General features: G+C 49.2%; 21 protein-coding genes. All 21 read left to right on the top strand.

Annotated features, from left to right (window positions below; translation table 11 throughout):
- Nucleotides 1-10 precede the first annotated feature (10 nt).
- The 21 genes from rnpM to ymfI all read left to right on the top strand — a co-directional run bounded on the left by rnpM (nucleotide 11) and on the right by ymfI (nucleotide 24284).
- Nucleotides 11-292, top strand: coding sequence for an RNase P modulator RnpM (rnpM, locus tag G3255_RS10590; protein ID WP_211654434.1), 282 nt, complete (start codon nucleotides 11-13; stop codon nucleotides 290-292).
- Entirely contained in the window at nucleotides 289-597 is a 309-nt protein-coding gene (locus G3255_RS10585) for a YlxQ family RNA-binding protein (protein WP_211654433.1), read from the top strand. Before rnpM ends, G3255_RS10585 begins: the two co-directional genes overlap by 4 nt.
- A gap of 14 nt (nucleotides 598-611) precedes the next feature.
- On the top strand, nucleotides 612-2906 hold the full coding sequence (gene infB / locus G3255_RS10580) for a translation initiation factor IF-2 (RefSeq protein WP_211654432.1): 2295 nt from the start codon (nucleotides 612-614) through the stop codon (nucleotides 2904-2906).
- On the top strand, nucleotides 2903-3181 hold the full coding sequence (locus tag G3255_RS10575; protein ID WP_211654431.1) for a DUF503 domain-containing protein: 279 nt from the start codon (nucleotides 2903-2905) through the stop codon (nucleotides 3179-3181). Before infB ends, G3255_RS10575 begins: the two co-directional genes overlap by 4 nt.
- An 18-nt stretch (nucleotides 3182-3199) precedes the next feature.
- A complete protein-coding gene (rbfA, locus tag G3255_RS10570; RefSeq protein WP_068462817.1) occupies nucleotides 3200-3553 on the top strand; it encodes a 30S ribosome-binding factor RbfA in 354 nt (117 codons plus the stop codon).
- Nucleotides 3554-3647: 94 nt separating this feature from the next.
- Entirely contained in the window at nucleotides 3648-4577 is a 930-nt protein-coding gene (gene truB / locus G3255_RS10565; RefSeq protein ID WP_211654430.1) for a tRNA pseudouridine(55) synthase TruB, read from the top strand.
- A gap of 1 nt (nucleotide 4578) precedes the next feature.
- Complete coding sequence (gene ribF / locus G3255_RS10560; RefSeq protein ID WP_211654429.1) at nucleotides 4579-5520, top strand: riboflavin biosynthesis protein RibF; 942 nt, start codon at nucleotides 4579-4581, stop codon at nucleotides 5518-5520.
- Between the two features lie 134 nt (nucleotides 5521-5654).
- Nucleotides 5655-5924 (top strand): 30S ribosomal protein S15, encoded by a 270-nt coding sequence (gene rpsO / locus G3255_RS10555; RefSeq protein WP_068462811.1) that lies wholly within the window; start codon nucleotides 5655-5657, stop codon nucleotides 5922-5924.
- A gap of 139 nt (nucleotides 5925-6063) precedes the next feature.
- Nucleotides 6064-8172, top strand: coding sequence for a polyribonucleotide nucleotidyltransferase (gene pnp, locus G3255_RS10550; protein ID WP_211654428.1), 2109 nt, complete (start codon nucleotides 6064-6066; stop codon nucleotides 8170-8172).
- Nucleotides 8173-8250: 78 nt separating this feature from the next.
- Nucleotides 8251-9462 (top strand): M16 family metallopeptidase, encoded by a 1212-nt coding sequence (locus G3255_RS10545; protein ID WP_211654427.1) that lies wholly within the window; start codon nucleotides 8251-8253, stop codon nucleotides 9460-9462.
- Between the two features lie 106 nt (nucleotides 9463-9568).
- Nucleotides 9569-10579, top strand: coding sequence for an aspartate-semialdehyde dehydrogenase (locus tag G3255_RS10540; RefSeq protein ID WP_249222290.1), 1011 nt, complete (start codon nucleotides 9569-9571; stop codon nucleotides 10577-10579).
- 241 nt (nucleotides 10580-10820) lie between these two features.
- Complete coding sequence (locus tag G3255_RS10535) at nucleotides 10821-12488, top strand: ribonuclease J (protein WP_101805104.1); 1668 nt, start codon at nucleotides 10821-10823, stop codon at nucleotides 12486-12488.
- A 77-nt stretch (nucleotides 12489-12565) separates the two neighbouring features.
- Nucleotides 12566-14995, top strand: a complete 2430-nt coding sequence (locus G3255_RS10530) for an FtsK/SpoIIIE family DNA translocase (RefSeq protein WP_211654425.1) — start codon at nucleotides 12566-12568, stop codon at nucleotides 14993-14995.
- A 176-nt stretch (nucleotides 14996-15171) separates the two neighbouring features.
- Entirely contained in the window at nucleotides 15172-15900 is a 729-nt protein-coding gene (locus tag G3255_RS10525; RefSeq protein WP_058380482.1) for a GntR family transcriptional regulator, read from the top strand.
- Between the two features lie 46 nt (nucleotides 15901-15946).
- The gene (locus tag G3255_RS10520; RefSeq protein WP_211654424.1) at nucleotides 15947-17026 is read left to right on the top strand and encodes a BMP family lipoprotein; all 1080 of its coding nucleotides are present in this window, start codon (nucleotides 15947-15949) and stop codon (nucleotides 17024-17026) included.
- A gap of 166 nt (nucleotides 17027-17192) precedes the next feature.
- Nucleotides 17193-18734, top strand: coding sequence for an ABC transporter ATP-binding protein (locus G3255_RS10515; protein WP_211654423.1), 1542 nt, complete (start codon nucleotides 17193-17195; stop codon nucleotides 18732-18734).
- A complete protein-coding gene (locus tag G3255_RS10510) occupies nucleotides 18724-19773 on the top strand; it encodes an ABC transporter permease (RefSeq protein WP_211654422.1) in 1050 nt (349 codons plus the stop codon). Before G3255_RS10515 ends, G3255_RS10510 begins: the two co-directional genes overlap by 11 nt.
- Nucleotide 19774: 1 nt before the next feature.
- Nucleotides 19775-20734 carry an ABC transporter permease gene (locus tag G3255_RS10505; protein WP_211654421.1) on the top strand — a complete coding sequence of 320 codons (960 nt, stop codon included), beginning with the start codon at nucleotides 19775-19777 and terminating at the stop codon, nucleotides 20732-20734.
- A 265-nt stretch (nucleotides 20735-20999) separates the two neighbouring features.
- Nucleotides 21000-22274: an EF-P 5-aminopentanol modification-associated protein YfmF gene (yfmF, locus tag G3255_RS10500; protein WP_211654420.1), complete on the top strand. Its 1275-nt coding sequence runs from the start codon at nucleotides 21000-21002 to the stop codon at nucleotides 22272-22274.
- Complete coding sequence (yfmH, locus tag G3255_RS10495) at nucleotides 22267-23568, top strand: EF-P 5-aminopentanol modification-associated protein YfmH (protein ID WP_211654419.1); 1302 nt, start codon at nucleotides 22267-22269, stop codon at nucleotides 23566-23568. Before yfmF ends, yfmH begins: the two co-directional genes overlap by 8 nt.
- The gene (ymfI, locus tag G3255_RS10490) at nucleotides 23565-24284 is read left to right on the top strand and encodes an elongation factor P 5-aminopentanone reductase (protein ID WP_211654418.1); all 720 of its coding nucleotides are present in this window, start codon (nucleotides 23565-23567) and stop codon (nucleotides 24282-24284) included. The genes yfmH and ymfI overlap by 4 nt, the downstream gene beginning before the upstream one ends.
- Nucleotides 24285-24330 lie beyond the last annotated feature (46 nt).

Below are 24330 nucleotides of genomic sequence, written 5' to 3'. Positions count from 1 at the left end.
GTGATATCCGTTGGCTATGCAAAAGAAGATTCCGTTGAGAAAATGCGTCGCGACTGGTGAAATGCTTCCGAAAAAGGACATGATCCGCGTGGTGCGCTCCAAAGAAGGAGAAGTATTTGTCGACCTGACAGGCAAAAAGTCAGGAAGAGGCGCTTATGTTTCCAAATCGGAAGATGCCATCGAAATGGCACGCAAAAAGAAGGTTTTGGACAAGCAGCTTGAAGTGAAAGTTCCAGGCGAAATCTATGAAGAGCTCGTCCATGCCGTACGCAGAGAGCAGCTGAAATCATGAATAAAGAAAAAATCCTGCAGTTTTTAGGACTTGCCACGCGTGCACGCAAACTGGTAACCGGTGAAGAACTGGTAATCAGCGAAGTGCGCCGCGGCAACGCGAAATTAGTCATTGTGGCTGAAGATGCGTCTGAAAACACGAGAAAAAAACTGCACGATAAATGTAATTCCTATAACGTCCCAGTGCGCATAGGCGCCAGCCGCTATGAAATTGGGCATGCGATAGGAAAAGAAGCACGCGTCGTTCTAGCGATTACCGATAACGGTTTTGCCAAGAAAATGACGAGCTTGTTTGACGAAAAATAACCGGGGGTGAGCAGATGACCAAAATTCGAGTACATGAATACGCAAAAAAAGTAAATAAACCGAGCAAAGACATCATCGACGAATTGTCAAAAATGAATATCAAGGTCAATAATCATATGGCTACTTTAGAAGATAACGCTGTGACGAAATTGGACGGCATTTATAAAAAACCTGCACAAGGAAACCGTGCTCAAGGTTCACAATCCCGTCCGCAAGGTCAAAACCAGCGCCGTGGACAAAGCGGACAAGGCAGCCAAGGCGGGCAAAACCGTCCTCAAGGCGGACAAGGCCAGAACCGTACAGGTGGACAGGGCGGCCAAAACCGCACACAGGGTGGACAAAACCGTTCACAATCGTCTCAGCAAGGCGCAGCAGCGAATGCTCAAGCAGGCCGCGGTTCCAACTTTACGCCAAAAGCTGCAAAACCGGCTCCAGGGCCAGGACAGCGCGGCCGTTCGAATGGGCCGGGACGCGGCGGGCAAAACCGCAACCGTAAAGGCAAACAGCAGCGTCCGGTAAACCCGATGCCGCCAATGCCGAAAAGAGAAAAAGAATTGCCGTCAAAAATCACGTTCAGTGAATCTTTGACTGTAGGCGATTTGGCGAAAAAACTAGGGCGCGAGCCTTCAGAAATCATCAAAAAATTGTTCATGCTCGGCGTAATGGCAACGATCAACCAAGAGTTGGATAAAGATGCCATTGAACTCGTCTGTGCAGAATACGATGTAGAAGTAGAAGAAGAGATCTTGGTCGACAAAACCGATCTGGAAGTCTATTTCGAGCCTGAAGAAGAAGCTAAAAAAGAAGAACGCCCATCTGTCGTTACGATCATGGGCCACGTTGACCACGGGAAAACGACATTGCTGGATTCAATCCGCCATACGAAAGTCACTGCTGGAGAAGCAGGCGGAATCACACAGCATATCGGCGCTTACCAGGTCGAAGAAGATGGCAAAAAAATCACGTTCCTTGATACACCGGGCCACGCAGCGTTCACGACGATGCGCGCACGCGGTGCAAAAGTAACGGATATTGCGATTATTGTCGTTGCAGCTGATGATGGCGTAATGCCACAGACAGTGGAAGCGATCAACCATGCCAAAGCTGCAGAAGTTCCGATCATCATCGCAGTCAATAAAATGGACAAACCTTCCGCGAATCCGGACCGCGTCATGCAGGAATTGACTGAGCATGGCTTGGTACCCGAAGCATGGGGAGGCGAGACGATTTTCGTTCCGCTTTCCGCTTTGAACGGCGAAGGTATCGATACATTGCTTGAAATGATCCTGCTTGTTTCTGAAGTTGGAGAACTAAAAGCGAACCCTGGCCGCCGCGCAATCGGTACGGTCATCGAAGCAGAACTTGACAAAGGCCGTGGATCTGTCGCGACATTGCTCGTGCAAGATGGCACTTTGCATGTCGGCGACCCAATCGTTGTCGGCAATACGTTCGGACGCGTCCGTGCGATGGTCAACGACCTTGGCCGCCGCGTGAAAACAGCCGGGCCTTCGACACCAGTTGAAATCACTGGACTTAGCGACGTGCCGCAAGCCGGCGACCGTTTTGTCGTCTTTGAAGACGAGAAAACAGCCCGCCAAATCGGTGAAGCGCGTTCGGCTACTGCTTTGCAGGAAATGCGTTCTGAAAAGAACCGCGTTACACTTGATAACTTGTTCGATCAATTGAAGCAAGGCGAAATGAAAGAATTGAACTTGATCGTTAAAGCAGACGTTCAAGGGACAGTCGAAGCCATGGCTGCTTCACTCTTGAAAATCGATGTAGAAGGCGTCAACGTAAAAGTCATCCACACGGGTGCTGGAGCGATCACAGAGTCCGATGTATCCCTAGCGGCAGCTTCTAATGCCATCATCATCGGCTTTAACGTACGCCCGGATGTCAACGCCAAGCGCGCAGCGGATGCAGAAGGCGTCGATATTCGCTTGCACCGCATCATCTACAAAGTGATCGAAGAAATCGAAGCAGCGATGAAAGGCCTCTTGGACCCAGAGTTCGAAGAGAAAATCATCGGCCAAGCGGAAATCCGCAGCACATTCAAAGTGTCCAAAGTCGGAACGATTGCCGGAAGCTATGTAACGGAAGGCAAGATCACGCGCGATAGCGGCGTGAGAGTCATCCGTGACGGCATTGTCGTCTTTGAAGGTGAAATCGATACCTTGAAACGCTTTAAGGATGATGCGAAAGAAGTTGCCAAAGGCTACGAATGTGGTGTGACAATCAAAAACTTCAACGATGTCAAAGAAGGCGACATCATCGAAGCGTACATCATGGAAGAAATCGAACGAAAATGATCCTTTCGATGGAATGCGAATTTTTCATCCCTACCGCGCATTCATTGAAAGATAAACGTGCAGTCGTCAAAAGCATGATGACCCGCACAAAACAAAAGTTCAATGTGTCGGCGGCGGAAGTCGAGCATCAGGAAGTTTGGCAGCGCACGCGCCTTGCGTTTGTCACGGTCTCTTCTTCGAAAGAAGCAGCTGAGCGTGAAATGGCACATGTGCTGCGCTTTCTAGAAAGCAACCCGTCGTGGGAATGCATGGAAATAAAGAAAGAATATTTGTAAGAACGGAGTGGATTCGAAATGTCATCAATGCGCTCGAATCGTGTAGCTGAGCAGATGAAAAAAGAGCTCGGCGAAATTATCGGCAGAAAATTGAAAGATCCACGCATCGGCTTTGTCACAGTGACGGATGTCGAAGTGACGGGCGACCTTCAGCAAGCAACAGTCTATATCAGCGTATTGGGCGACGATAAAGAGAAAGAGCAGACTTTGCTCGGCCTTGCCAAGTCCAAAGGATTCATCCGCTCGGAAATCGGGCAGCGGATCCGTTTGCGCAAGACTCCTGAATTGGCGTTTGAAATCGATTCGTCTGTCGCATACGGCAATCGGATTGAATCATTGCTGCGGGATATCAAAGATCCAACAGAAGAGTAAACCGAAAGCCTGCCAGTCTATTTTTAGACAGCAGGCTTTTTTCTACATACTATATAGTTCGGTCATAGTACCGATGAAGAGAGGGGCTTCCGATATGGAACCGAATGGGATTCTTCCATTATGGAAAGAACCGGGCATGACCTCCCACGATTGCGTTTTTCGCTTGCGGAAAATCCTGAAAACGAAAAAAGTCGGGCATACCGGGACACTCGATCCCCAAGTGGACGGCGTTCTGCCGATTTGTTTAGGGCGATCGACCAAAGTGGCGGAGTATATTACTGATCAAGGAAAAACATACGAAGCGGAAGTATTGATCGGATTTTCAACGGAAACAGAAGATGCGGAAGGCGCAGTAGTAGAACAAGATGCGAGCGACAAAACAATTAGCCGCAAGCAGTTAGAAGATGCATTGCAAAGCCTGACCGGCGACATTGAACAAATTCCGCCGATGTACTCTGCCGTCAAAGTGAACGGCAGAAAGCTTTATGAATATGCGCGTAAAGGGGAGACAGTGAAACGCCCGGTGCGGACGGTACACATTGACTCAATTGAACTATTGGATGACGGAGATATTTGGGAAGGGCAGAATATTCGTTTCCGCATCCGCATCCGCTGCGGGAAAGGGACTTATATCCGGACACTCGCTGTTCAAATCGGCGAGGCGCTTGGCTATCCGGCTCATATGTCACAGCTGACACGCACACAATCCGGCAGTTTTACGAAAGAACAATGTGTGACGCTTGCCGAAGTGGAGGAAATTGCGCAAAATGGGGATATCGGTTCTATTTTGCAGCCTCTTTCCTATGGCTTGAGTTCTTTTCCTTTTGAAGAAATCACAGCGGATTTGCTGTTTGGCATCAAAAATGGCCAAGTACTTGAGGAACATCCGGTCTTAAAAACGGAACCGTTTGTCGTTTTCACATATCAAGGCAAACCGGCAGCGTTATACAAAAGGCATCCGGATAAGCCGGGCAAAATGAAACCCGAAAAAATGTTTGGATTTCCTCCAACGGACGAGGTGTAGTATGAAAATCATTCACTTGAGTTATCCTCACGAGATGAAAGCACAAGAACAGGGCCCGCTGTCGATGGCAATCGGCTTTTTTGACGGCGTTCACCGCGGCCACCAGAAAGTAATTGGCACGGCAATTGACAAAGCACAGGCAGGCGGAATGAAATCCGCTGTTATGACCTTCGACCCGCATCCATCGCTCGTACTTGGCGGCAGGAAAGAAGAAGTTTTCTATATCACACCGCTCGGCCAGAAAATGGAAATCTTGCAGGAAATGGGCGTCGACATTTGCTATATCGTCCGTTTTACTTCAGAGTTTGCCAAACTTTCCCCCGAGCACTTCATCGAGCACTTCATCGACGGCTTAGGTATCAAGGAAGTCGTTGCCGGTTTTGATTTTTCGTTCGGCTATAAAGGCGGCGGGGATATGGCGTTGATGGAATCGTACGGTAGTGGCCGGTACAATGTCACTACAGTTGGCAAAATCGAAGAAGCAAATGAAAAGATCAGTTCGACCCGCATCCGACACTTGTTGAAAGATGGGCTAGTTGAGCCTGTCCATCATCTGCTCGGCAGGCCCTACCGGATTTCCGGCACCGTCGTCAATGGCGACAAGCGCGGGCGGACGATTGGCTTTCCGACGGCGAACGTCGAACCCGAACTCGGCACATTCGTTCCGAAGCGCGGCGTCTATGCTGTGCGGATTGAAGTGCAAGGCGCCTATTTCGATGGCGTCTGCAATGTCGGCTACAAACCTACATTCAATAATCCCGATGTCAAAAATCTGGTCATCGAAGTCCATATCCTGGATTTCGATAAGTCGATCTACGGTGAGAAAGTCGTCGTTGAATGGCATAAGCGCATCCGCGATGAACAGAAATTTTCCGGCATCGATGAATTGAAAGCCCAAATCGGGCAGGATAAAGATACTGCAAAGCAATATTTCGAAGTGTAAGGCGGACAGTTGATTTCAGGAAATCCCTGTGCTATGATATCAAAGTACTGAACGTACTAACCGTTGCTTGGCACATCGAATCACCAACGTTTGCTAGGTAATAGGGGCTATCAGAGATTAGGAGGTGGAACAGCATGGCAATCACTCAAGAACGTAAAAATGAATTGATCAATGAATACAAAGTGCATGACACTGATACTGGTTCTCCAGAAATTCAGATCGCCATTCTTACAGAAGACATCAACAACTTGAACGAGCACTTGCGTACCCACAAGAAAGATCACCATTCACGTCGTGGTCTATTCAAAATGGTTGGACGCCGTCGTAACTTGCTTAAATACCTACGCGAGAACGATGTACAACGCTACCGTGAGTTAATCGGAAGACTTGGCCTACGCCGATAATAGCAAGCAGAGAAAGCGGGATTCGTCCCGCTTTTTCTTTATGCTTAAAACTTATCATTGAATCGCACTTGATGTGCTTTTTTGATACACTATTTAAAGATACATACTACACGAAACACGGTAAGAGAGGAGCTCGACCATGGAGCAAACAAAAAAGGTTTACACATTTGACTGGGCTGGCCGAGAACTGAAGGTCGAAGTCGGTCAACTGGCGAAACAAGCAAACGGAGCGGCATTGATCCGTTATGGCGATACAGCAGTGCTATCCACTGCAACCGCATCAAAATCACCGAAGCCTTTGGATTTCTTCCCGCTGACGGTGAACTACGAAGAGCGCCAATACGCTGTCGGAAAAATCCCGGGCGGATTCATTAAACGCGAAGGACGCCCATCCGAGAAAGCGACATTGATCAGCCGCTTGATCGACCGTCCGCTGCGTCCGTTGTTCCCAGACGGATTCCGCAACGAGGTGCAAGTCATTTCAATGGTCATGTCAGTCGACCAGGATTGCCCATCTGAAATGGCAGCGATGTTCGGGTCTTCCTTAGCATTGATGATTTCAGATATTCCATTTGACGGGCCGATCGCGGGCGTCATCGTCGGGATGGTTGATGGCGAGTACATCATCAACCCAACAGGCGAGCAAATGGAGAAAAGCTCGATCAACTTGACGGTTGCTGGCACGAAAGACGCCATCAATATGGTAGAAGCCGGCGCGAAAGAAGTGTCTGAAGAAGTGATTCTTGAAGCGATCATGTTCGGCCACGAAGAAATCAAGAAATTGATCGCTTTCCAGGAAGAAATTGCTGCGGAAGTGGCCAAAGAGAAATCGGCTGTCCAATTATACGAATTGGATGCTGACTTGACGGCTGAATTGAAAATGGCCGTTGAAGAAGACATGAACGCTGCAGTTCAAGTGAACGAAAAGCAGGCCCGCAATGAAGCCATTGCGGCTGTCCGCGAACGTGCGCTTGAAGCATATGCAGATTCAGAAGACGATATCAAGAAACAAGCGGGCCAAGTGCTCGATAAAATGGTCAAAGATGAAGTGCGCCGCCTGATCACGGATGAAAAGATCCGCCCGGACGGCCGCGGCCCATCTGAAATCCGCGCGCTTTCTTCTGAAGTTGGCGTCCTTGCGCGCACTCACGGCTCCGGCCTATTTACGCGCGGCCAAACGCAGGCGATGAGCATCTGTACACTGGGCGCTCTCGGCGATGTACAAATCATCGACGGCCTCGGCTTGGAAGAGACAAAACGTTTCATGCACCATTATAATTTCCCGTTGTTCTCTGTTGGGGAAACCGGCTTCTTGCGCGGCCCCGGCCGACGCGAAATCGGCCACGGCGCTCTAGGCGAACGTGCGCTTGAAGCAGTCATTCCAAATGAAAAAGATTTCCCATATACGATCCGCCTCGTTTCCGAAGTATTGGAATCGAACGGTTCCACATCACAAGCAAGCATCTGTGCGTCAACTTTGGCGATGATGGATGCAGGTGTGCCTATTAAAGCACCGGTAGCCGGCATTGCGATGGGCCTTGTGAAAAAAGGCGAGAACTACACAGTTCTCTCCGATATCCAAGGAATGGAAGACCATCTCGGCGATATGGACTTCAAAGTAGCTGGAACAGCTGAAGGCGTTACAGCGCTACAAATGGACATCAAAATCGACGGCTTGTCCCGCGAAATCCTGGAAGAAGCCTTGACGCAAGCAAAAATCGGCCGTTTGCACATTCTGGAATCAATGATTGCCACGATCAACACACCGCGTACAACTTTGTCTAAATTTGCGCCGAAGATCATCATGGTGAAAATCAATCCAGACAAGATCCGCGACGTCATCGGGCCTGGCGGAAAAGTCATCAATAAAATCATCGACGAAACGGGCGTCAAGATCGATACCGAGCAAGACGGCACGATTTTCATCTCTTCTGTTGATGAAGAAATGAACGCCAAAGCGAAAGCGATGATCGAGAACATCGTACGTGAAGCGAAAGTCGGCGAATATTACGAAGGCGCAGTTAAGCGCATCGAAAAATTCGGCGCATTCGTCGAGTTGTTCCCGGGCAAAGACGGCCTTCTTCACATCTCTGAAATCCAGGAAGAACGGACGAAAGAAGTGGAAGACGTCTTGAAAATGGGCGATATCGTCAAAGTGAAAGTCATCGAAATCGACCGCCAAGGACGCGTCAACTTGTCCCGCAAAACGGTTTTGAAAGAAGAAAAAGAAGCAGCCGAAAAGGCTTGAAACGCTAGATAAAAACAAAGTGGAAAAATTGCCGGTGGTATTCACCGGCAATTTTTTTCATATACAGGAGGGCATTCAATGGTTACCACGTATACTTGCCAAAATGGCTTGCGCATTGTCTCTGAACATATCCCGCACTTTCGCTCAGTAGCGGTCGGCGTATTCGTCAATACAGGCTCGCGCGATGAGCGCACAGAAGAAAACGGCATCACGCATTTCATTGAACATCTCTTGTTCAAAGGTACCGAAAAACGCAGCGCCAAAGACATCGCACGTGAATTCGACCGCATCGGCGGCGATTTGAACGCCTATACTTCAAAAGAATACACTTGTTATTACGCCAAAGTGCTTGACCATCATGCGCCGCTGGCAGTCGAGGTATTGGCGGATATGTTTTTCAATTCGGTGATGGACCCGGTGGAAATCGATAAAGAGCGCCTTGTCGTCAAAGAAGAAATCAGCATGACTGAAGACATGGCGGATGACGATGTCCACGAGCAATTATGGCGGGTCATGTATCCTGACAATTCAATCGGCGCTCCAATTTTGGGCACTACCGAAACACTGGACCGTTTCTCAAGACAGCAGATCATGGATTATATGGAGCGCCATTACACGCCATCAAATACAGTCATTTCCGTGGCTGGCCACATCGATGGCAAATTGCTCAGCCAGATCGAAACTTTATTCGGTTCATTTGAACGGAAAAGCCCCGAAAACGCGCATGTCATGCCGACCTTTGTGCCTGGGCAGTCGATCAAGCATAAAGAAACGGAACAAGCCCATATCTGTCTTGGATATCCGGGATTGTCGCTGCAAGACGATCAGTTGTTTACGATGGCGGTATTGAACAACATCATCGGCGGCTCGATGTCGTCCAGGCTGTTCCAGGAAATCCGCGAAGACCGCGGCCTTGCCTATTCGGTCTATTCCTACCATTCAGCTTACTCAGATCACGGCACGTTCGCCATCTACGGGGGCACTGCCGACCACCAAGTCGGGGAAGTGGAAGAATTGATTCGCACATCACTTCAACGGATGCAACAAGGCGATATTAGCGAGGCAGAAATTTCCGATTCCCGCGAGCAGTTGAAAGGCAATTTGCTGCTTGGGCTTGAAAGCACGGGGTCCCGCATGAGCCGCAACGGAAAATATGAATTGCTTCACGGCAAACACCAGTCGGCCGATGACATCATCCACTTAATCGATGCAGTCGAGCGTGAACATGTACTTGATTTGATACAATTAACTTCCGGTTCACCAGCCGTCTCCATCATCCGTTCCCAATGAATAATGAATTGCGACAATTTGTCGCGCTGATGCGATAAATTATGTTACAATAACGCAAATTAGCCATGAAGGAGAGAGTCGAGTGAAAACCTATAATGTAGCGATCATGGGCGCAACTGGTGCCGTCGGTCAGCAAATGAAAGACCAGTTGGAGAAGCGCAATTTCCCTGTCGGGGACATCAAATTCCTGTCTTCTGCCCGCTCTGCCGGCAAGGAAATCGAATTCAACGGACAATCCTATACAGTGGAAGAAGCGGTGCCTGAATCATTTGAGGGTGTAGATATCGCTTTGTTCAGCGCAGGCGGCAGCATCTCCGAGAAATTTGCCCCTGAAGCCGTGAAGCGAGGCGCTGTCGTGGTCGACAATACGAGCGCATTCCGCATGGACGCAGATGTACCGCTCGTGGTTCCTGAAGTGAATAAATCGGCGCTAAAAGGCCATTCCGGCGTGATCGCCAACCCGAATTGCTCGACGATCCAAATGGTATGCGCATTGCAGCCGCTAAAAGAGCAATTCGGCTTGCAGAAAATCATTGTTTCCACTTACCAAGCGGTTTCGGGCGCTGGCATCGATGCGATCAATGAGTTGAAAGAACAATCAGCGGATTTCGATAACGCAGCAACCGCAGAAGCGAAAGTTTTGCCTGTGAAGTCAGCTGAGCGCCATTACCCGATTGCCTTCAATGCAGTCCCGCAAATCGACCAATTCGCTGACAACGGCTATACCTTGGAAGAAATGAAAATGATCAACGAAACGAAGAAAATTATGAGCGACCAAGGCTTGGCAGTAGCGGCGACTTGTGTGCGCTTGCCGGTCGTAACTGGCCACTCCGAATCCGTCTATGTGGAACTGGGCGGCACGCCGTCCATCGAGCAAGTGAGAGAGGCGCTGAGCGGCGCGCCAGGCGTTGTGCTGCAAGACAATCCCGCCAATCAGGAATACCCGATGCCTTTGATGGCAGCAGGGAAAGACGAGGTGTTCGTCGGCCGTATCCGCAAAGACCTCGACAACCCGAATGGCTATCATTTATGGGTCGTCTCCGATAATTTGATCAAAGGCGCGGCATTGAACTCAGTTCAAATCGCTGAAGCGCTCATCGAAGAACAATTGCTGTAAATTGTTGGCCCACCATCTGATTGGCTGACGCATGTAAAATCTCTGGCCATCCGGTGCCGCTTGGAAGTTGTGTCTTCCTTGTGCGTGCGGATGGCTTTTTTTTGTTTAGCAAAAGGATTTTTTTCGGCAGGCACGTGGGGCAAATGGCTGCAGATATTTTTTCTTTGGACTGTTACCGGTGATTACCGTATAATGAAGTCTATGGATCTGTACGGGTGAAATATTTTTAGGAGGAAATCAATTGAGTAAAATTAAAAATGAAGTCATAAGAGTCATTCCGCTTGGCGGAGTAGGAGAGATCGGGAAAGCGATGTACGTCATCGATATCGACGATGACCTGTTCGTCGTCGACAGCGGATTGATGTTCCCGGAAGATGAGATGCTCGGCGTCGATATCGTCATTCCGGATGTCACCTATCTCGAAGAAAACAAAGACCGTGTCAAAGGGATCTTCCTGACGCACGGCCATGAAGATGCGATCGGATCGATTGCTTATCTATTGAAGAAAGTCCAAGCACCGGTGTACGGTTCGAAGCTGACTATCGCGCTTGCCAAAGAGCATGTAAAAGAGCTCGGCTCGCTCAAGCACCATAAATTCTTTGAAGTCACGAATAAGAGCCGCATGAATTTCGACAAGACACACGTCACCTTTTTCCATACGACACATAGCATTCCAGATGCACTCGGCATTGTCTTCCATACATCGGAAGGCGCCATCGTTCATACCGGTGAATTTAAATTCGACCAGTCAATGCAAGGCAGCTACCGCCCGGATTATGCCAAAATGGCGAAGCTCGGCGAAGACGGCGTCTTGATGCTGTTGTCAGATTCCACCGAAGCCGAACGCCCGGGCTATACGACATCTGAGACGGTCGTTGCTGATCATATCCTGACGGCATTCCATCAGGCGCCTGGACGTATTCTCGTATCACTTTATTCATCCAACTTTATCCGTATCCAGCAAGTGTTCGACATCGCGCATCAAACCGGCAAGAAAGTCGCCGTGATTGGTAAAAGCCTCGAGAAGAGCTATGAAGTCGGCTTGCGCCTTGGCTATTTAGAAGTCGATGAAGATACGGTTATTTCCTTGAAAGACTTGGAGAAATACAATGACGATGAAGTTGTCATCATCGTGACCGGCAACCAGGGTGAACCGCTTGAAGCGCTTGACAAAATGGTCAGACGCCAGCATAAAGATGTGCGCATCAATGAGACGGATACGGTATTGATCACCTTTACGCCGTCGCCGGGCATGGAAGTGCCGATGTTCCAGACAATGAACAAATTGGCAAAAGCCGGCGCGAAAGTGCTGACATCGAACAAGAAAGTCCACGTTTCCGGCCACGGCAGCCAGGAAGACTTGAAGATGATGCTGAACTTGATGAAGCCGAAGTATTTTGTCCCGATCCAAGGGGAATACAAAATGCTCATCGCCCACTCAAAACTCGCACAGCAAGTCGGCATCGCAAAATCGGATATCTTTATTGCCGATAAAGGCGATATCGTCGAATACAGAAAAGAAAAAGTCCGCATGAGCGGCCGTGTCACGACAGGCAATGTCTTGATCGATGGAATCGGCATCGGGGATGTCGGCAACATCGTCCTCCGTGACCGCAAGCTTTTGTCGCAGGATGGGATCTTTATCATCGTTGTTACCTTGAACCGCAAAGAAAAACGCATCGCTTCAGGGCCTGAAATCATTTCCAGAGGCTTTGTCTATGTCCGCGAATCGGAGCAATTGCTCGATGAGTCGAGCCAATTGGTACGCAAAGTCGTCGATAAATATGTGACGCGTGATGCATTCGAATGGAACAACATCAAACAGGAAATTCGCGATACGCTCAACTCGTATCTGTACCAGCAGACGAAGCGGCGTCCGATGATCATTCCGATCATCATGGAATACTAAGAATACAAGTAAAGGGATTCCATACCGATTCTGTCGGCAGGAATCCTTTTTCATTACGTAAGAAAAGAGGGAATCCGATGGCGCCAAGCCGCACAAACAAAAAAACCACCACCACCACCAAGCCGCGTACTAAGCCGCGCACGAAACCGAAGCCGAAAGCGAAAGCGAAGAAAAAACGCCAACCGGTTCCGATGATCGCCTATGAAGTCACTGGCCTCATCATGATCGGGATCGCGATCTTAATGGTCTTTAGGCTCGGCTTGATCGGCCGCATGTTCAACAATATGGCTGAGTATCTGCTCGGTTATTTGGCCTTTCTCGCACCACTGGCATTGATCGCAGCCGCACTTCACATCATGGTCAAACGTAGCTTGCCGAAAATCCGCGCGAAAATTGCAGCCGGCTCTATATTTCTCCTTGCTGGCGCTTTATTGATCAGCCATTTGATCTGGGCAGCAGGTTCGATCTTGCCGATCACTTCTGCAAATGTCTTGTCGGAAACGTCGAAAATGACGCAAATGACCGGCACAATCTGGGGGAATTACGAAGCGACCGGCGGCGGGTTTTTCGGCGCCGTGCTGTATGCGCTGCTTCACGTGCTATTTGCGACAGCCGGCACATGGGTCATCGCCATCATCCTATTGTCGATCGGGGCGATCATCTTAACTGGCAAAACGGCTGCGCCAGTCATTGCAGAGCGCTTGCCGGTCGTCGGCGAAGCGATGCGGTCACTCGCAGAACGCTTCAAGCCGGAACGCAAACCGGCGAAAAAGCAGCCGCGCAGAAAAAATGCCCCTGAAAAGGTATTGGAAATGAATGAGCAATTGGCTTATGACGATGCGCTGGAAGAAACAGAGACAGAGACAGAGACGACGCTGGTCTTTGATAAAGAGACTGAGCGTGAGCCGGAAGAGGAAAAAGAGCCGATCATTTCGGCATTTACAGAAAAGGTCAAGCCGAAGCGCCAGGAGGCAGAGAAGGAAAAACCGAAAACCGAGGCTTCCGAAGAAATCAGGCATGTTGACCCAGAAACGGGAGAGATCTTGAAAGAGCCGGTCATGTCGATGAAAGAAGAAGCGGAAAACGAAGATTATGCCTTGCCGCCGATCGATCTATTGACCTTGCCGCCGCATAGCGACCAAAGCGGTGAATATTCAGGCATCCAAAAAAACGCCAAAAAACTCGAGAAAACCTTCCAAAGCTTCGGTGTTCGCGCAAAAGTGACGCAAGTCCATTTGGGGCCTGCCGTGACGAAATATGAAGTGCTGCCGGATGTCGGCGTGAAAGTCAGCAAAATCGTCAGCCTTCACGACGATTTGGCATTGGCGCTTGCCGCTCGCGATATCCGCATTGAAGCACCGATTCCTGGAAAATCGGCGATCGGCATTGAAGTGCCGAATACCGAAGTCGCAGTCGTGAGCCTTCGGGAAGTACTAGAATCGGAAGAAAACAACCGTCCCGACTCGAAATTATTGTTCGGTCTCGGCCGCGACGTCACGGGCCAAGCGGTCATGACCGAACTCAATAAAATGCCCCATCTGCTCGTGGCAGGTTCTACAGGCAGCGGGAAATCGGTATGCATCAACGGCATTATCACGAGCATCATCATGCGCGCCAAGCCACATGAAGTGAAGATGATGATGATTGACCCGAAAATGGTCGAACTGAATGTCTACAATGGCATTCCTCATCTACTCGCACCAGTAGTGACAGACCCACGCAAAGCGGCACAAGCATTAAAGAAAATCGTCTCGGAAATGGAGCGGCGCTATGAGCTGTTTTCCCATACCGGTACACGCAATATCGAAGGCTATAACGATTATGTCGACACATTCAACGCAGAAAACGAAGAAAAGCATCCGAAGCTGCCGTTTATTGTTGTCATCGTCGATGAATTGGCGGATTTGATGATGGTCGCGTCCAACGAAGTGGAAGATGCCATCACGCGGCTTGCGCAAATGGCGCGTGCTGCCGGCATCCATTTGATCATCGCCACACAGCGCCCGAGCGTAAATGTCATCACCGGCGTTATCAAGGCGAACATCCCGTCGCGCATCGCATTTGCGGTGTCATCCGCAATCGACTCACGCACCATTCTCGACATGGGCGGGGCAGAGAAATTGCTCGGCCGTGGCGATATGCTGTTCCTCGGTGCCGGACAATCAAAACCGGTGCGCGTGCAAGGGGCGTTCCTGTCAGATACTGAAGTAGAAAAAATCGTCGACTTTTCAATCGAACAGCAAAAAGCGCAATACCAGGAAGACATGATCCCATCAGATGTGGAAGAAGTAAGCATCGACCAGGAAACAGACGAACTTTATGAGGAAGCGGTGCAATTGGTCACAGAAATGCAGACGGCATCCGTATCGATGCTGCAGCGCAGGTTCCGTGTTGGCTATTCCCGTGCCGCCCGAATCATAGACCAAATGGAGCAGCGCGGGGTCGTCGGACCATATGAAGGCAGTAAGCCGCGCCATGTACTGGTTCCTAAGCAGGAAGAATACTGATTGGTCAATAGCTGATTTGTGACAAAATGTTTAGTATTTGAGAAAGCTTGTGGAGGAAAATTCGCAGAATTCGACAAATTGCTATTTATTTCATTTCTATTAAATGGTATAGTAATTCTGATTAGTAGGAATGTTTTACATCAGATGTCTGATCTCTGTCATGGGTGGTGAATCGTATGACAATCAAATCGGATCACCGTGCATTGTATCTCCAAGTGATCGATCGAATGAAGCAGGATATTGCTTCGGGTGTCTATAAAGAGAAAGAGAAATTGCCATCCGAGTTCGAATTATCGAAATCACTTGGAGTGAGCCGTGCGACTCTACGCGAGGCGCTGCGGCTCCTGGAAGAAGATAATGTAATCGTCAGGCGCCACGGTGTCGGGACGTTTGTCAATTCGAAACCGGTATTTTCATCGGGCATCGAGGAATTGACAAGCGTCTCCGATATGATCCGGCAGGCGGGAATGGAACCCGGAGTGGTCTACCTGAGCACTTCGGAGTCCATTTGTTCTGAAGAAGATGTTAACCGCTTTCATTGCAATCCGGATGATACTGTCATTTCCATTGAACGCGTCCGAACGGCAAACGGGGAGCCTGTCGTCTATTGCATCGACAAAGTGCCTTCCGTCTACATGCCCGAAGGTTTTCTCGGACGCAAAGAAAGCTCCATTTTCTCGGCGCTTGAAGAATCCGGCGATATCCGCATTTCCTATGCGGTCACCTTCATCGACCCGACAGGGTATCACGAAGAAGCGTCGCCGATTCTCGAATGCGACCCGGAAACTGCATTACTTGTCTTAAAACAGCATCATTATGATGAAAACGATCGCTTGGTGCTATATTCCAAGAACTACTTCCGTGCTGACAAGTTCAGCTTCCACGTAGTTCGCAAACGTCTGTAAACATCTGATTCCTGCTATTATCAAAAAAACCTTGGGGGTTATCACATTGATTAAACGTAAATTTGGCGTAGGCTTATCATTAATGCTGGCGGCTGGAGTTCTTGCAGCATGCGGCAGCGAAGAAGATACTTCGAACGGCGGCGACTCTGCTGAAGGCGGAGAAGGCACTGAAGAAGCAAGCGATTTCTCTGTAGCGATGGTTACGGATGTCGGAGGCGTCGATGACAAATCCTTCAACCAATCTGCCTGGGAAGGCGTTCAGCAATTCGGTGAAGAAAATGGCCTTGAAAAAGGCGACGGCGGGTTCGATTACCTTCAGTCTGCTTCTGACGCTGATTACAACACCAACTTGAATAACTTGATCCGCCGTGATTTCGATGTGGTCTTCGGGATTGGCTTCTTGATGGAAGGCGCTGTCAAAGAAATCGCTGAACAGCAGCCGGATGCACAAATCGCCATCATCGATGCGGTAGTTGATGCTCCGAATGTTGCAAGTGTCTTGTTCAAAGAGCAAGAAGGGGCATTCCTTGCAGGGGTTGCTGCAGCATTAATGACAGAAACCGATAAAATCGGTTTTGTCGGCGGCATGGAGATCCCAGTTATCGAACGCTTTGAATCCGGCTTCCTTGAAGGGGTAAAAGCTGTTGATGATTCAATCGAAGTCGATGTTCAATATACAGGTGCTTTTGATAAAGCAGAATTGGGTAAAACAACTGCTAACCGCATGTACAGTGCTGGGGCAGATATCATTTTCCACGCTGCAGGCGGAACGGGTAACGGTGTATTCACTGAAGCAAAAGAGCGCATCGAAGCTAACCCTGATGAAAAAGTATGGGTTATCGGCGTTGATGCTGACCAATACGAAGAAGGACAAGCTGGCGATGTAAACGTTACATTGACTTCAGTTTTAAAACGCGTAGATACAGCGGTTATCAACATTTCTGAACAAGCGATGAACGGCGAATTCCCAGGTGGGGAAACGGTTACTTATGGTTTGTCTGACGATGGAGTAGCCCTTGCGGATTCACGCGGCGCGATTCCAGAAGATGTCATGAGCCAGATTGAAGAGTACAAAGAGAAAGTAATTTCAGGAGAAATCGAAGTTCCTGAAACAGTCTCTGAATAAGCTGTAGTCAAATACGGTCATCATAAAGACCGGGTATCCGGTCTTTATGATTTTTTTTCGTCTATTTTTCGAAAGATTAATAGATGAAAGGTTTCTGCTAAAAGAAGCCTTTCATGTATTAATTCATTACATTAAGAAACAACCAGTCTCCGAGGGAGTGAAAACCGTGGAATATGTTATTGAAATGCTGAATATCCGCAAAGAGTTCGGGAACTTTGTCGCCAACGACAATATCACCTTGCAGCTTGAAAAAGGGGAAATTCATGCACTGCTCGGTGAAAACGGGGCAGGAAAATCCACCTTGATGAACGTCTTGTTTGGATTGTATCAACCGGAAGGCGGCGAAATCCGGGTCAGAGGGAAGAAAGTGGATATTTCCAACCCGAACGTAGCGAACGATCTCGGAATCGGCATGGTGCACCAACACTTTATGCTGGTCGAGAATTTCAGTGTCACCGAAAACATTATACTCGGCAGCGAGCCGACTAAAATGGGCGTCACCAACAAAAAAGATGCCGCACAAAAAGTGGCGAAATTATCTGAGCAATATGGCTTGAATGTCGATCCATATGCCATCATCGAAGACATTTCAGTCGGCATGCAGCAGCGCGTGGAAATTTTGAAAACACTTTACCGCGGCGCAGAAATTTTGATATTCGATGAGCCGACAGCTTCACTGACGCCTCAGGAGATCACGGAATTGATCCAGATTATGAAGCGTTTAATTGCAGAAGGCAAGTCGATCATTTTGATCACCCACAAATTAAAAGAAATCATGGATGTTTCAGACCGTGTGACTGTAATACGTAAAGGTCAAGGCATCGGGACGGTGACGACATCGGAAACCAACCCGAATGATTTGGCAGCCTTAATGGTCGGTCGCCAAGTTACATTCAAGACCGAAAAAGGGCCGGCAAGCCCAACGGAAGAGATCTTGTCTGTCAAAGATCTCGTTGTCGAGGACTACCGCGGCATCGCCAAGGTGAAAAACTTGAATTTGACCGTTCGTAAAGGTGAAATTGTCGGAATTGCGGGAATCGACGGCAACGGGCAGTCCGAATTGATCGAAGCAATTACCGGGCTTAGAAAAGTCAAGAGCGGGAAAGTTATAATCCACGGCAAAGACGTTACCGGGATGAAACCGCGCAAAGTGACGGAATCCGGCGTCGGCCATATCCCGCAAGATCGCCATAAGCACGGCTTGGTACTTGATTTCCCGATCGGCCACAATATTGCATTGCAAACTTACTATACAGCGCCGATCTCGAAGTCCGGCATCATGGACTATAACAAGATTACAGAAAAAGCCCAGCAAATCATCAAGGATTTCGATGTCCGGACGCAAGGGCCACATGAACCGGCCCGCGCTTTGTCTGGGGGCAACCAGCAAAAAGCGATCATTGGCCGTGAAGTCGACCGCAATCCGGATCTGCTCATTGCCGCACTTCCGACGCGCGGTTTGGATGTAGGGGCTATCGAATTTATCCATAGCCGTTTGATCGAACAGCGCGATAACGGCAAAGCGGTTCTATTGATTTCTTTCGAACTGGATGAAGTCATGAATGTCTCCGACCGGATCGCCGTTATTCACGACGGTGAAATCGTCGATGTGGTCATTCCTGAAGAAACGACTGAACAACAACTGGGTCTTCTCATGGCAGGACATGCGGACAAAGACAAGAAAGGCGGGAAGCACCGTGTCGAATAGAGCGACAAACTTGCTGGTCCCGATCGTTTCCGTCGTGCTTGGCCTGATCGTTGGGGCGATCATCATGCTCGTCAGCGGCTATAGCCCGATCGAAGGCTATGCTGCATTATGGAACGGTATTTTTGGGGACCTTTACACAATCGGCGAAACGCTTCGCCAAATTACACCTTATCTATTGGCTGGTTTAGCCGTTGCATTCGCTTTCCGCTCAGGGCTCTTCAATATCGGGGTCGAAGGGCAATTGATCGTCGGCTGGTTCGCCGCAGCTTATGTGGGCGTAGCGGTTGAACTGCCGAAAATTATCCATTTGCCGCTAGCGATTTTGGCAGCGGCTGTAGCAGGTGCATTATGGGGCTTTGTTCCGGGGCTATTGAAAGCCAAGTTCCGCGTACACGAAGTTATTGTCACAATCATGATGAACTATATTGCACTTCATGTTACCAATGCCTTAATCCGAACGGTATCCGAAGGAGGAGACCGCACGGAGCGGATTTTCGCCAGTGCTTCCCTTCGTTCTGAATTTCTGGAGAACTTGACAGAATTTTCCCGGTTGCACTTGGGCTTATTGCTGGCGCTGATCATGGTCGCCGTCATGTGGTTCATCCTGGAGAAGACGACGCTCGGCTTCGAGCTGAAAGCGGTCGGTTTCAACCAGCATGCTTCTGAATATGCAGGGATGAACGTTAACAAAAACATCGTCATGGCGATGGTCATTTCCGGCGCATTTGCCGGTCTTGCGGGTGCGATGGAAGCACTTGGGACGTTTGAGTACGTTTCGTCAAAAGGTGGTTTCACCGGAATCGGCTTTGACGGCATCGCCGTCGCGCTTCTCGGAATGAATACGCCGCTTGGTGTCATTTTCGGGGCTACGTTATTCGGTTCCTTGAAATACGGCGCTCTCAATATGCCGAATGCTGCAGGCATTCCGATCGAGATTGTTGAAATTGTCATCGCCGTAATCATTTTCTTCGTAGCATCTGGCTATATCATTCGTTTGCTGCTGCTCCGAGCGGCCGGCAAAAAGAAGGAGGCGAAGTGATATGAGCTTTTTGGAAATCCTATACTTCATCGTCCCTTCGGCAATTTTTTATGCAGCACCGCTTATTCTTGTTGCAATCGGCGGCGTGTTCTCTGAACGTTCCGGCGTTGTCAACATCGGCTTAGAGGGCTTGATGGTCATCGGCGCATTTGTCGGGATTTTGTTCAACTTGCTGTTCGCCGATACTTTCGGCGGAATGACGCCTTGGCTGGCATTGATCGCCGCGATGGTTGCCGCGATGCTGTTGTCGCTGCTTCACGCCGTTGCATCGATTTCATTCCGCGCGGACCAAGTCGTTTCAGGGGTTGCCATCAATTTATTGGCGATTGCACTGGCACTGTACTTGGTGAAAAGCATTTTCGATAAAGGCCAGACGGATTTCATCACCGAACGTTTTGCACGTTATAACGTTCCGGTGTTATCTGAAATTCCTGTCATCGGCCCATTATTCTTCACATCGGTTTACAATACCTCATTCTTTGCGATCGGTGTGGCGATCCTGGCATGGTTCGTCATCTACAAGACGCCGTTCGGCTTGCGTTTGCGCGCAGTCGGCGAGCATCCGATGGCAGCTGATACAATGGGGATCAACGTCGCAAGAATGCGCTATGTAGCAGTCATGATTTCCGGCGCACTCGCTGGAATCGGCGGCGCGATCTATGCGCAGACGATTACTGGAGACTTCGGCCATGCGACGATCAACGGCCAAGGCTTTATGGCGCTTGCTGCAATGATCTTCGGAAAATGGCATCCGCTTGGTGCTATGGGCGCGGCTTTATTCTTTGGCTTCGCGCAATCCTTGAGCATTGTCGGTTCTTCGATTCCGTATATCCAAGAAATTCCGAACGTCTTCCTGTTGATTTTGCCGTATGTCTTGACGATCTTCGCGCTGGCTGGCTTCATCGGCCGCGCCAATGCTCCGAAAGCGAACGGGAAACCGTATATTAAAGGACAGCGTTAAACAGATGCCGCATATCAGCGGACTGAAAACTGGCGGGGAGTTCCCCGCCAGTTTTTTTTATGGAAAAAATCAAGCAGCGGGTATGGCGGTTGGAAAAACCTTCATTAAATAGCGTGCTGGAGGCTGAGATGTTGCAAGGAATTCGCATAATCGAGGAATCGCTTGAAATCCGCCTGCTTTTTTCCAGTGGTTTCCTCCGGTTTCATTGCATTTAAAGGAAAAAGTCCGGTATAGTTAGTGTAAGAATTACGAGAGGGGATCCAACATGTTTGAAACCAATAAGATTGCACAAGGCGTCCATGTTCACGTACACCAAACGACGCAATTCAAAACGATTAATTTTTCGATCCGCTTCAAGGACCGTCTTACCGTGAAAAATGCTTCCGAACGCGCGATTCTGGCAAATGTCTTGCAGCACAGCAACGAAATGTATCCATCCCATACAGCACTGCGCATGGTGCTCGATGATTTATACGGAACCTCCTTATACATAGATTCCACCAAACGCGGAGACGACCATATCCTCAATTTGAATGTCGAAACCGTTAATGACCAATATCTATCGGATGAAGGCGTTCTTGAGAAAGTGATGAATTTGATGTATATCGTCCTGTTCAAGCCGAATTTCGAGAATGAGCTGTTCAAGGAGAGCATTTTCAAGCGGGAACAGGAATCCATCGTTCAGCGTATCGAATCGGTATTTGACGATAAAACCCGCTACGCCCAGCAGCGCATGATGGAACTCGGGCTTCCCGGCCATCCTGCGTCGATCACTTCGAACGGTTCAATCGAACAAGTCAAGCAAGTGACCAATGAGTCGCTTGTCGCTGCATACCACCGTATGCTGGAAAATAATGAAGTGGAGATTTACGTGGTGGGAGACGTTTCACCGGAATTGATTACTTCCCATATCCGCGATTATTTCCACTTTGCCGACCGCAAGGAGCTTCCTGAAAAAACAGAAAGCCAATTGCAGCCGCCTGAGCAGTCCCGGGTGCTTGAATTCGAGGACATGAAACAAGGGAAATTGCATATGATGTTCTTCACACCGGTCACATTCCGCGACGAGGATTTCCCGGTCATGCAATTGATGAACGGCATTTTTGGCGGATACGCGCATTCAAAATTGTTCGCCAATATCCGTGAGAAGGAAAGCATGGCGTATTACGTTTCGAGTTCCTACGCTTCGCAGTTCGGCTTGATGTTTGTTCTTGCCGGGATTGACCGCAAGTTGGAAGAAAAAGCAGTTTCGCTGATTCTTGGCCAATTGGATGAAATCAAGCAAGGGCATATTACCGATACCGAATTGGATCAGACGAAAGCCCTGCTCACCAACCAATTAAAAGAAGCGCTCGATTCGGCAAGAGGCCAAATCGATATTTACGATCAATACATGGAGCTTTCGGAAGACTTTGAACCTGCCTATTTGATTGAAAGATGGGAAAGCGTAACAAAAGAGCAGATTGCGCAGGCAGCAAACAATATGAGTTTGCAAATGACGTATTTCTTGTCTGGCAAGGAGGAAGCAAAAGATGAATAAAATGGAATTCAACCAACTGGAAGAAACACTTTATCACGAACAATTGCCTAACGGCTTGACGGTTTACATCCTGCCGAAACGCGGGTTTTCGAAAACCTATGCGACGTTCACGACGAAATATGGCTCGATCGATAACCATTTCGTACCGCTCGGTGAAAAAGAAGCGATTCAAGTGCCGGATGGCATTGCCCACTTTCTCGAGCATAAAATGTTCGAAAAAGAAGAAGGCGACATTTTTCAGGAGTTCAGCAAAAATGGCGCTTCTGCCAATGCGTTCACTTCGTTCACGCGGACGGCCTATCTCTTTTCCGCGACAGGGCGCATCCAGGAAAATGTCACCACCCTGCTGGATTTTGTCCAAAGCCCGTACTTCACTGAACAGACGGTAGAAAAGGAAAAAGGCATCATTGCACAGGAAATCACCATGTATGACGACCAGCCCGATTGGCGTTTGTATTTCGGCATGATCGAAAATCTTTACAAGAACCATCCGGTGAAAATTGATATTGCGGGCACCGTCGAGTCGATTCAGCACATTACAGCAGAGCATCTGTATACGTGCTACCATACGTTCTACCACCCGTCGAATATGGCTTTGTTCATCGTCGGAAACGTCGAGCCCGACAGCATGATGCAATTCGTCAAAGACAACCAGGCGGCGAAAACATTCGATGCGCCGGCACCGATCGAGCGCATTTTCCCGCAAGAGCCGAAGGAAGCGGCGGTCAAAGAACGGACATTAGAAATGGCAGTCCAAAAACCGAAAGTCTTTGTCGGCGTCAAACCGGAGCGGCTTGATCTGCACGGGCCGGAAATGCTCAAGCATGAATTATCCGCGCAGCTCGCGTACGAGTTATTGTTTGGCAGAACTTCGAACTTCTACCATGAAGCTTACGAGAACGGCTGGATCGATGAATCGTATTCATTCGATTATTCGTTGGAAAGCGGATTCGGCTATGCACTGATCGGGACGGATACGAACTATCCTGAAAAGTTTGCAGAAGAGGTTAAGAAAGCGATCCATCAGGCAGTGGAAAAATGGCCGTTCGGTCAGGAAGACCTGGACCGCGTGCGCCGCAAGAAAATCGGCTTTTTCATGCGCGCGTTGAATTCACCGGAATATATTGCCAACCAATTTACGCAATATGCGTTCAACGGCATGAACCTTTTCGATGTCGTGCCGGTGCTTGAACAGATCGAAGTGGCCGATTTGCAAAACGCATTCGCTTTAGTCAGTGCAGAAAGCCAGCAATCGGTCTTTACGATCAAATCACCGGAGAAGGAACAGGCGTGAAGCAATTCGCTCTGATTCTGGGGGCATCGGGAGACATCGGCGGAGCTATTGCCAGACAGATGGCGGACGAGGGCTGGTCGCTTTATCTTCATTATCATTCGAACGCCCTTGAAGCATTTGCGGAGGAGCTCAGCGCGCATTACCCAAAGCAGGAGTTCATTTCGGTACAGGGCGATTTCACGAATGACGGCGGCGCCCAGCAAGTCGCAAACCAAGTATTCGACTGTTCGTGCATCGTTTGTGCGAACGGCCATGCGCTGTCAGGACTGTTGCAGGACACCAGCAGCGCCGAGCAGGACGCTTTATGGCGTGTCCATGTAAAGAATCCAATCGAGACGGTGCGGCTATTGTCTCCTTATTTCAAGAGGCATGCCAAATCCTATGTCATTTTCATTGCATCGATCTGGGGTGAAACCGGCGCTTCAATGGAAACGGCATATTCAGCCGTGAAAGGCGCACAACTCGCATTCACGAAGGCTTATGCCAAAGAGATGGCGCCGTCCGGCACACGTGTCAATGCGGTATCGCCCGGATTGATCCGCACGAAAATGAATGCCGGATTGACAGATGAAGACTGGCTGGCGCTCGAAGAAGAGATTCCGCTCGGGGCAGGGTCTCCTGAAGATATCGCCCACGCGGTGGCGTTTTTAGCCAGCGGCAAAGCGGATTATATTACCGGGCAGACGATTCGTGTGAACGGCGGCTGGCTCATTTAGTGTACGCAAGCTTTTCTTCATTGTTGATGTAGGCTATCATAAAGGC

This window comes from Planococcus sp. MSAK28401 (assembly GCF_018283455.1).
GTDB classification, from domain to species: domain Bacteria; phylum Bacillota; class Bacilli; order Bacillales_A; family Planococcaceae; genus Planococcus; species Planococcus alpniumensis.
This window is presented reverse-complemented; position numbering and strand designations above follow the sequence as displayed.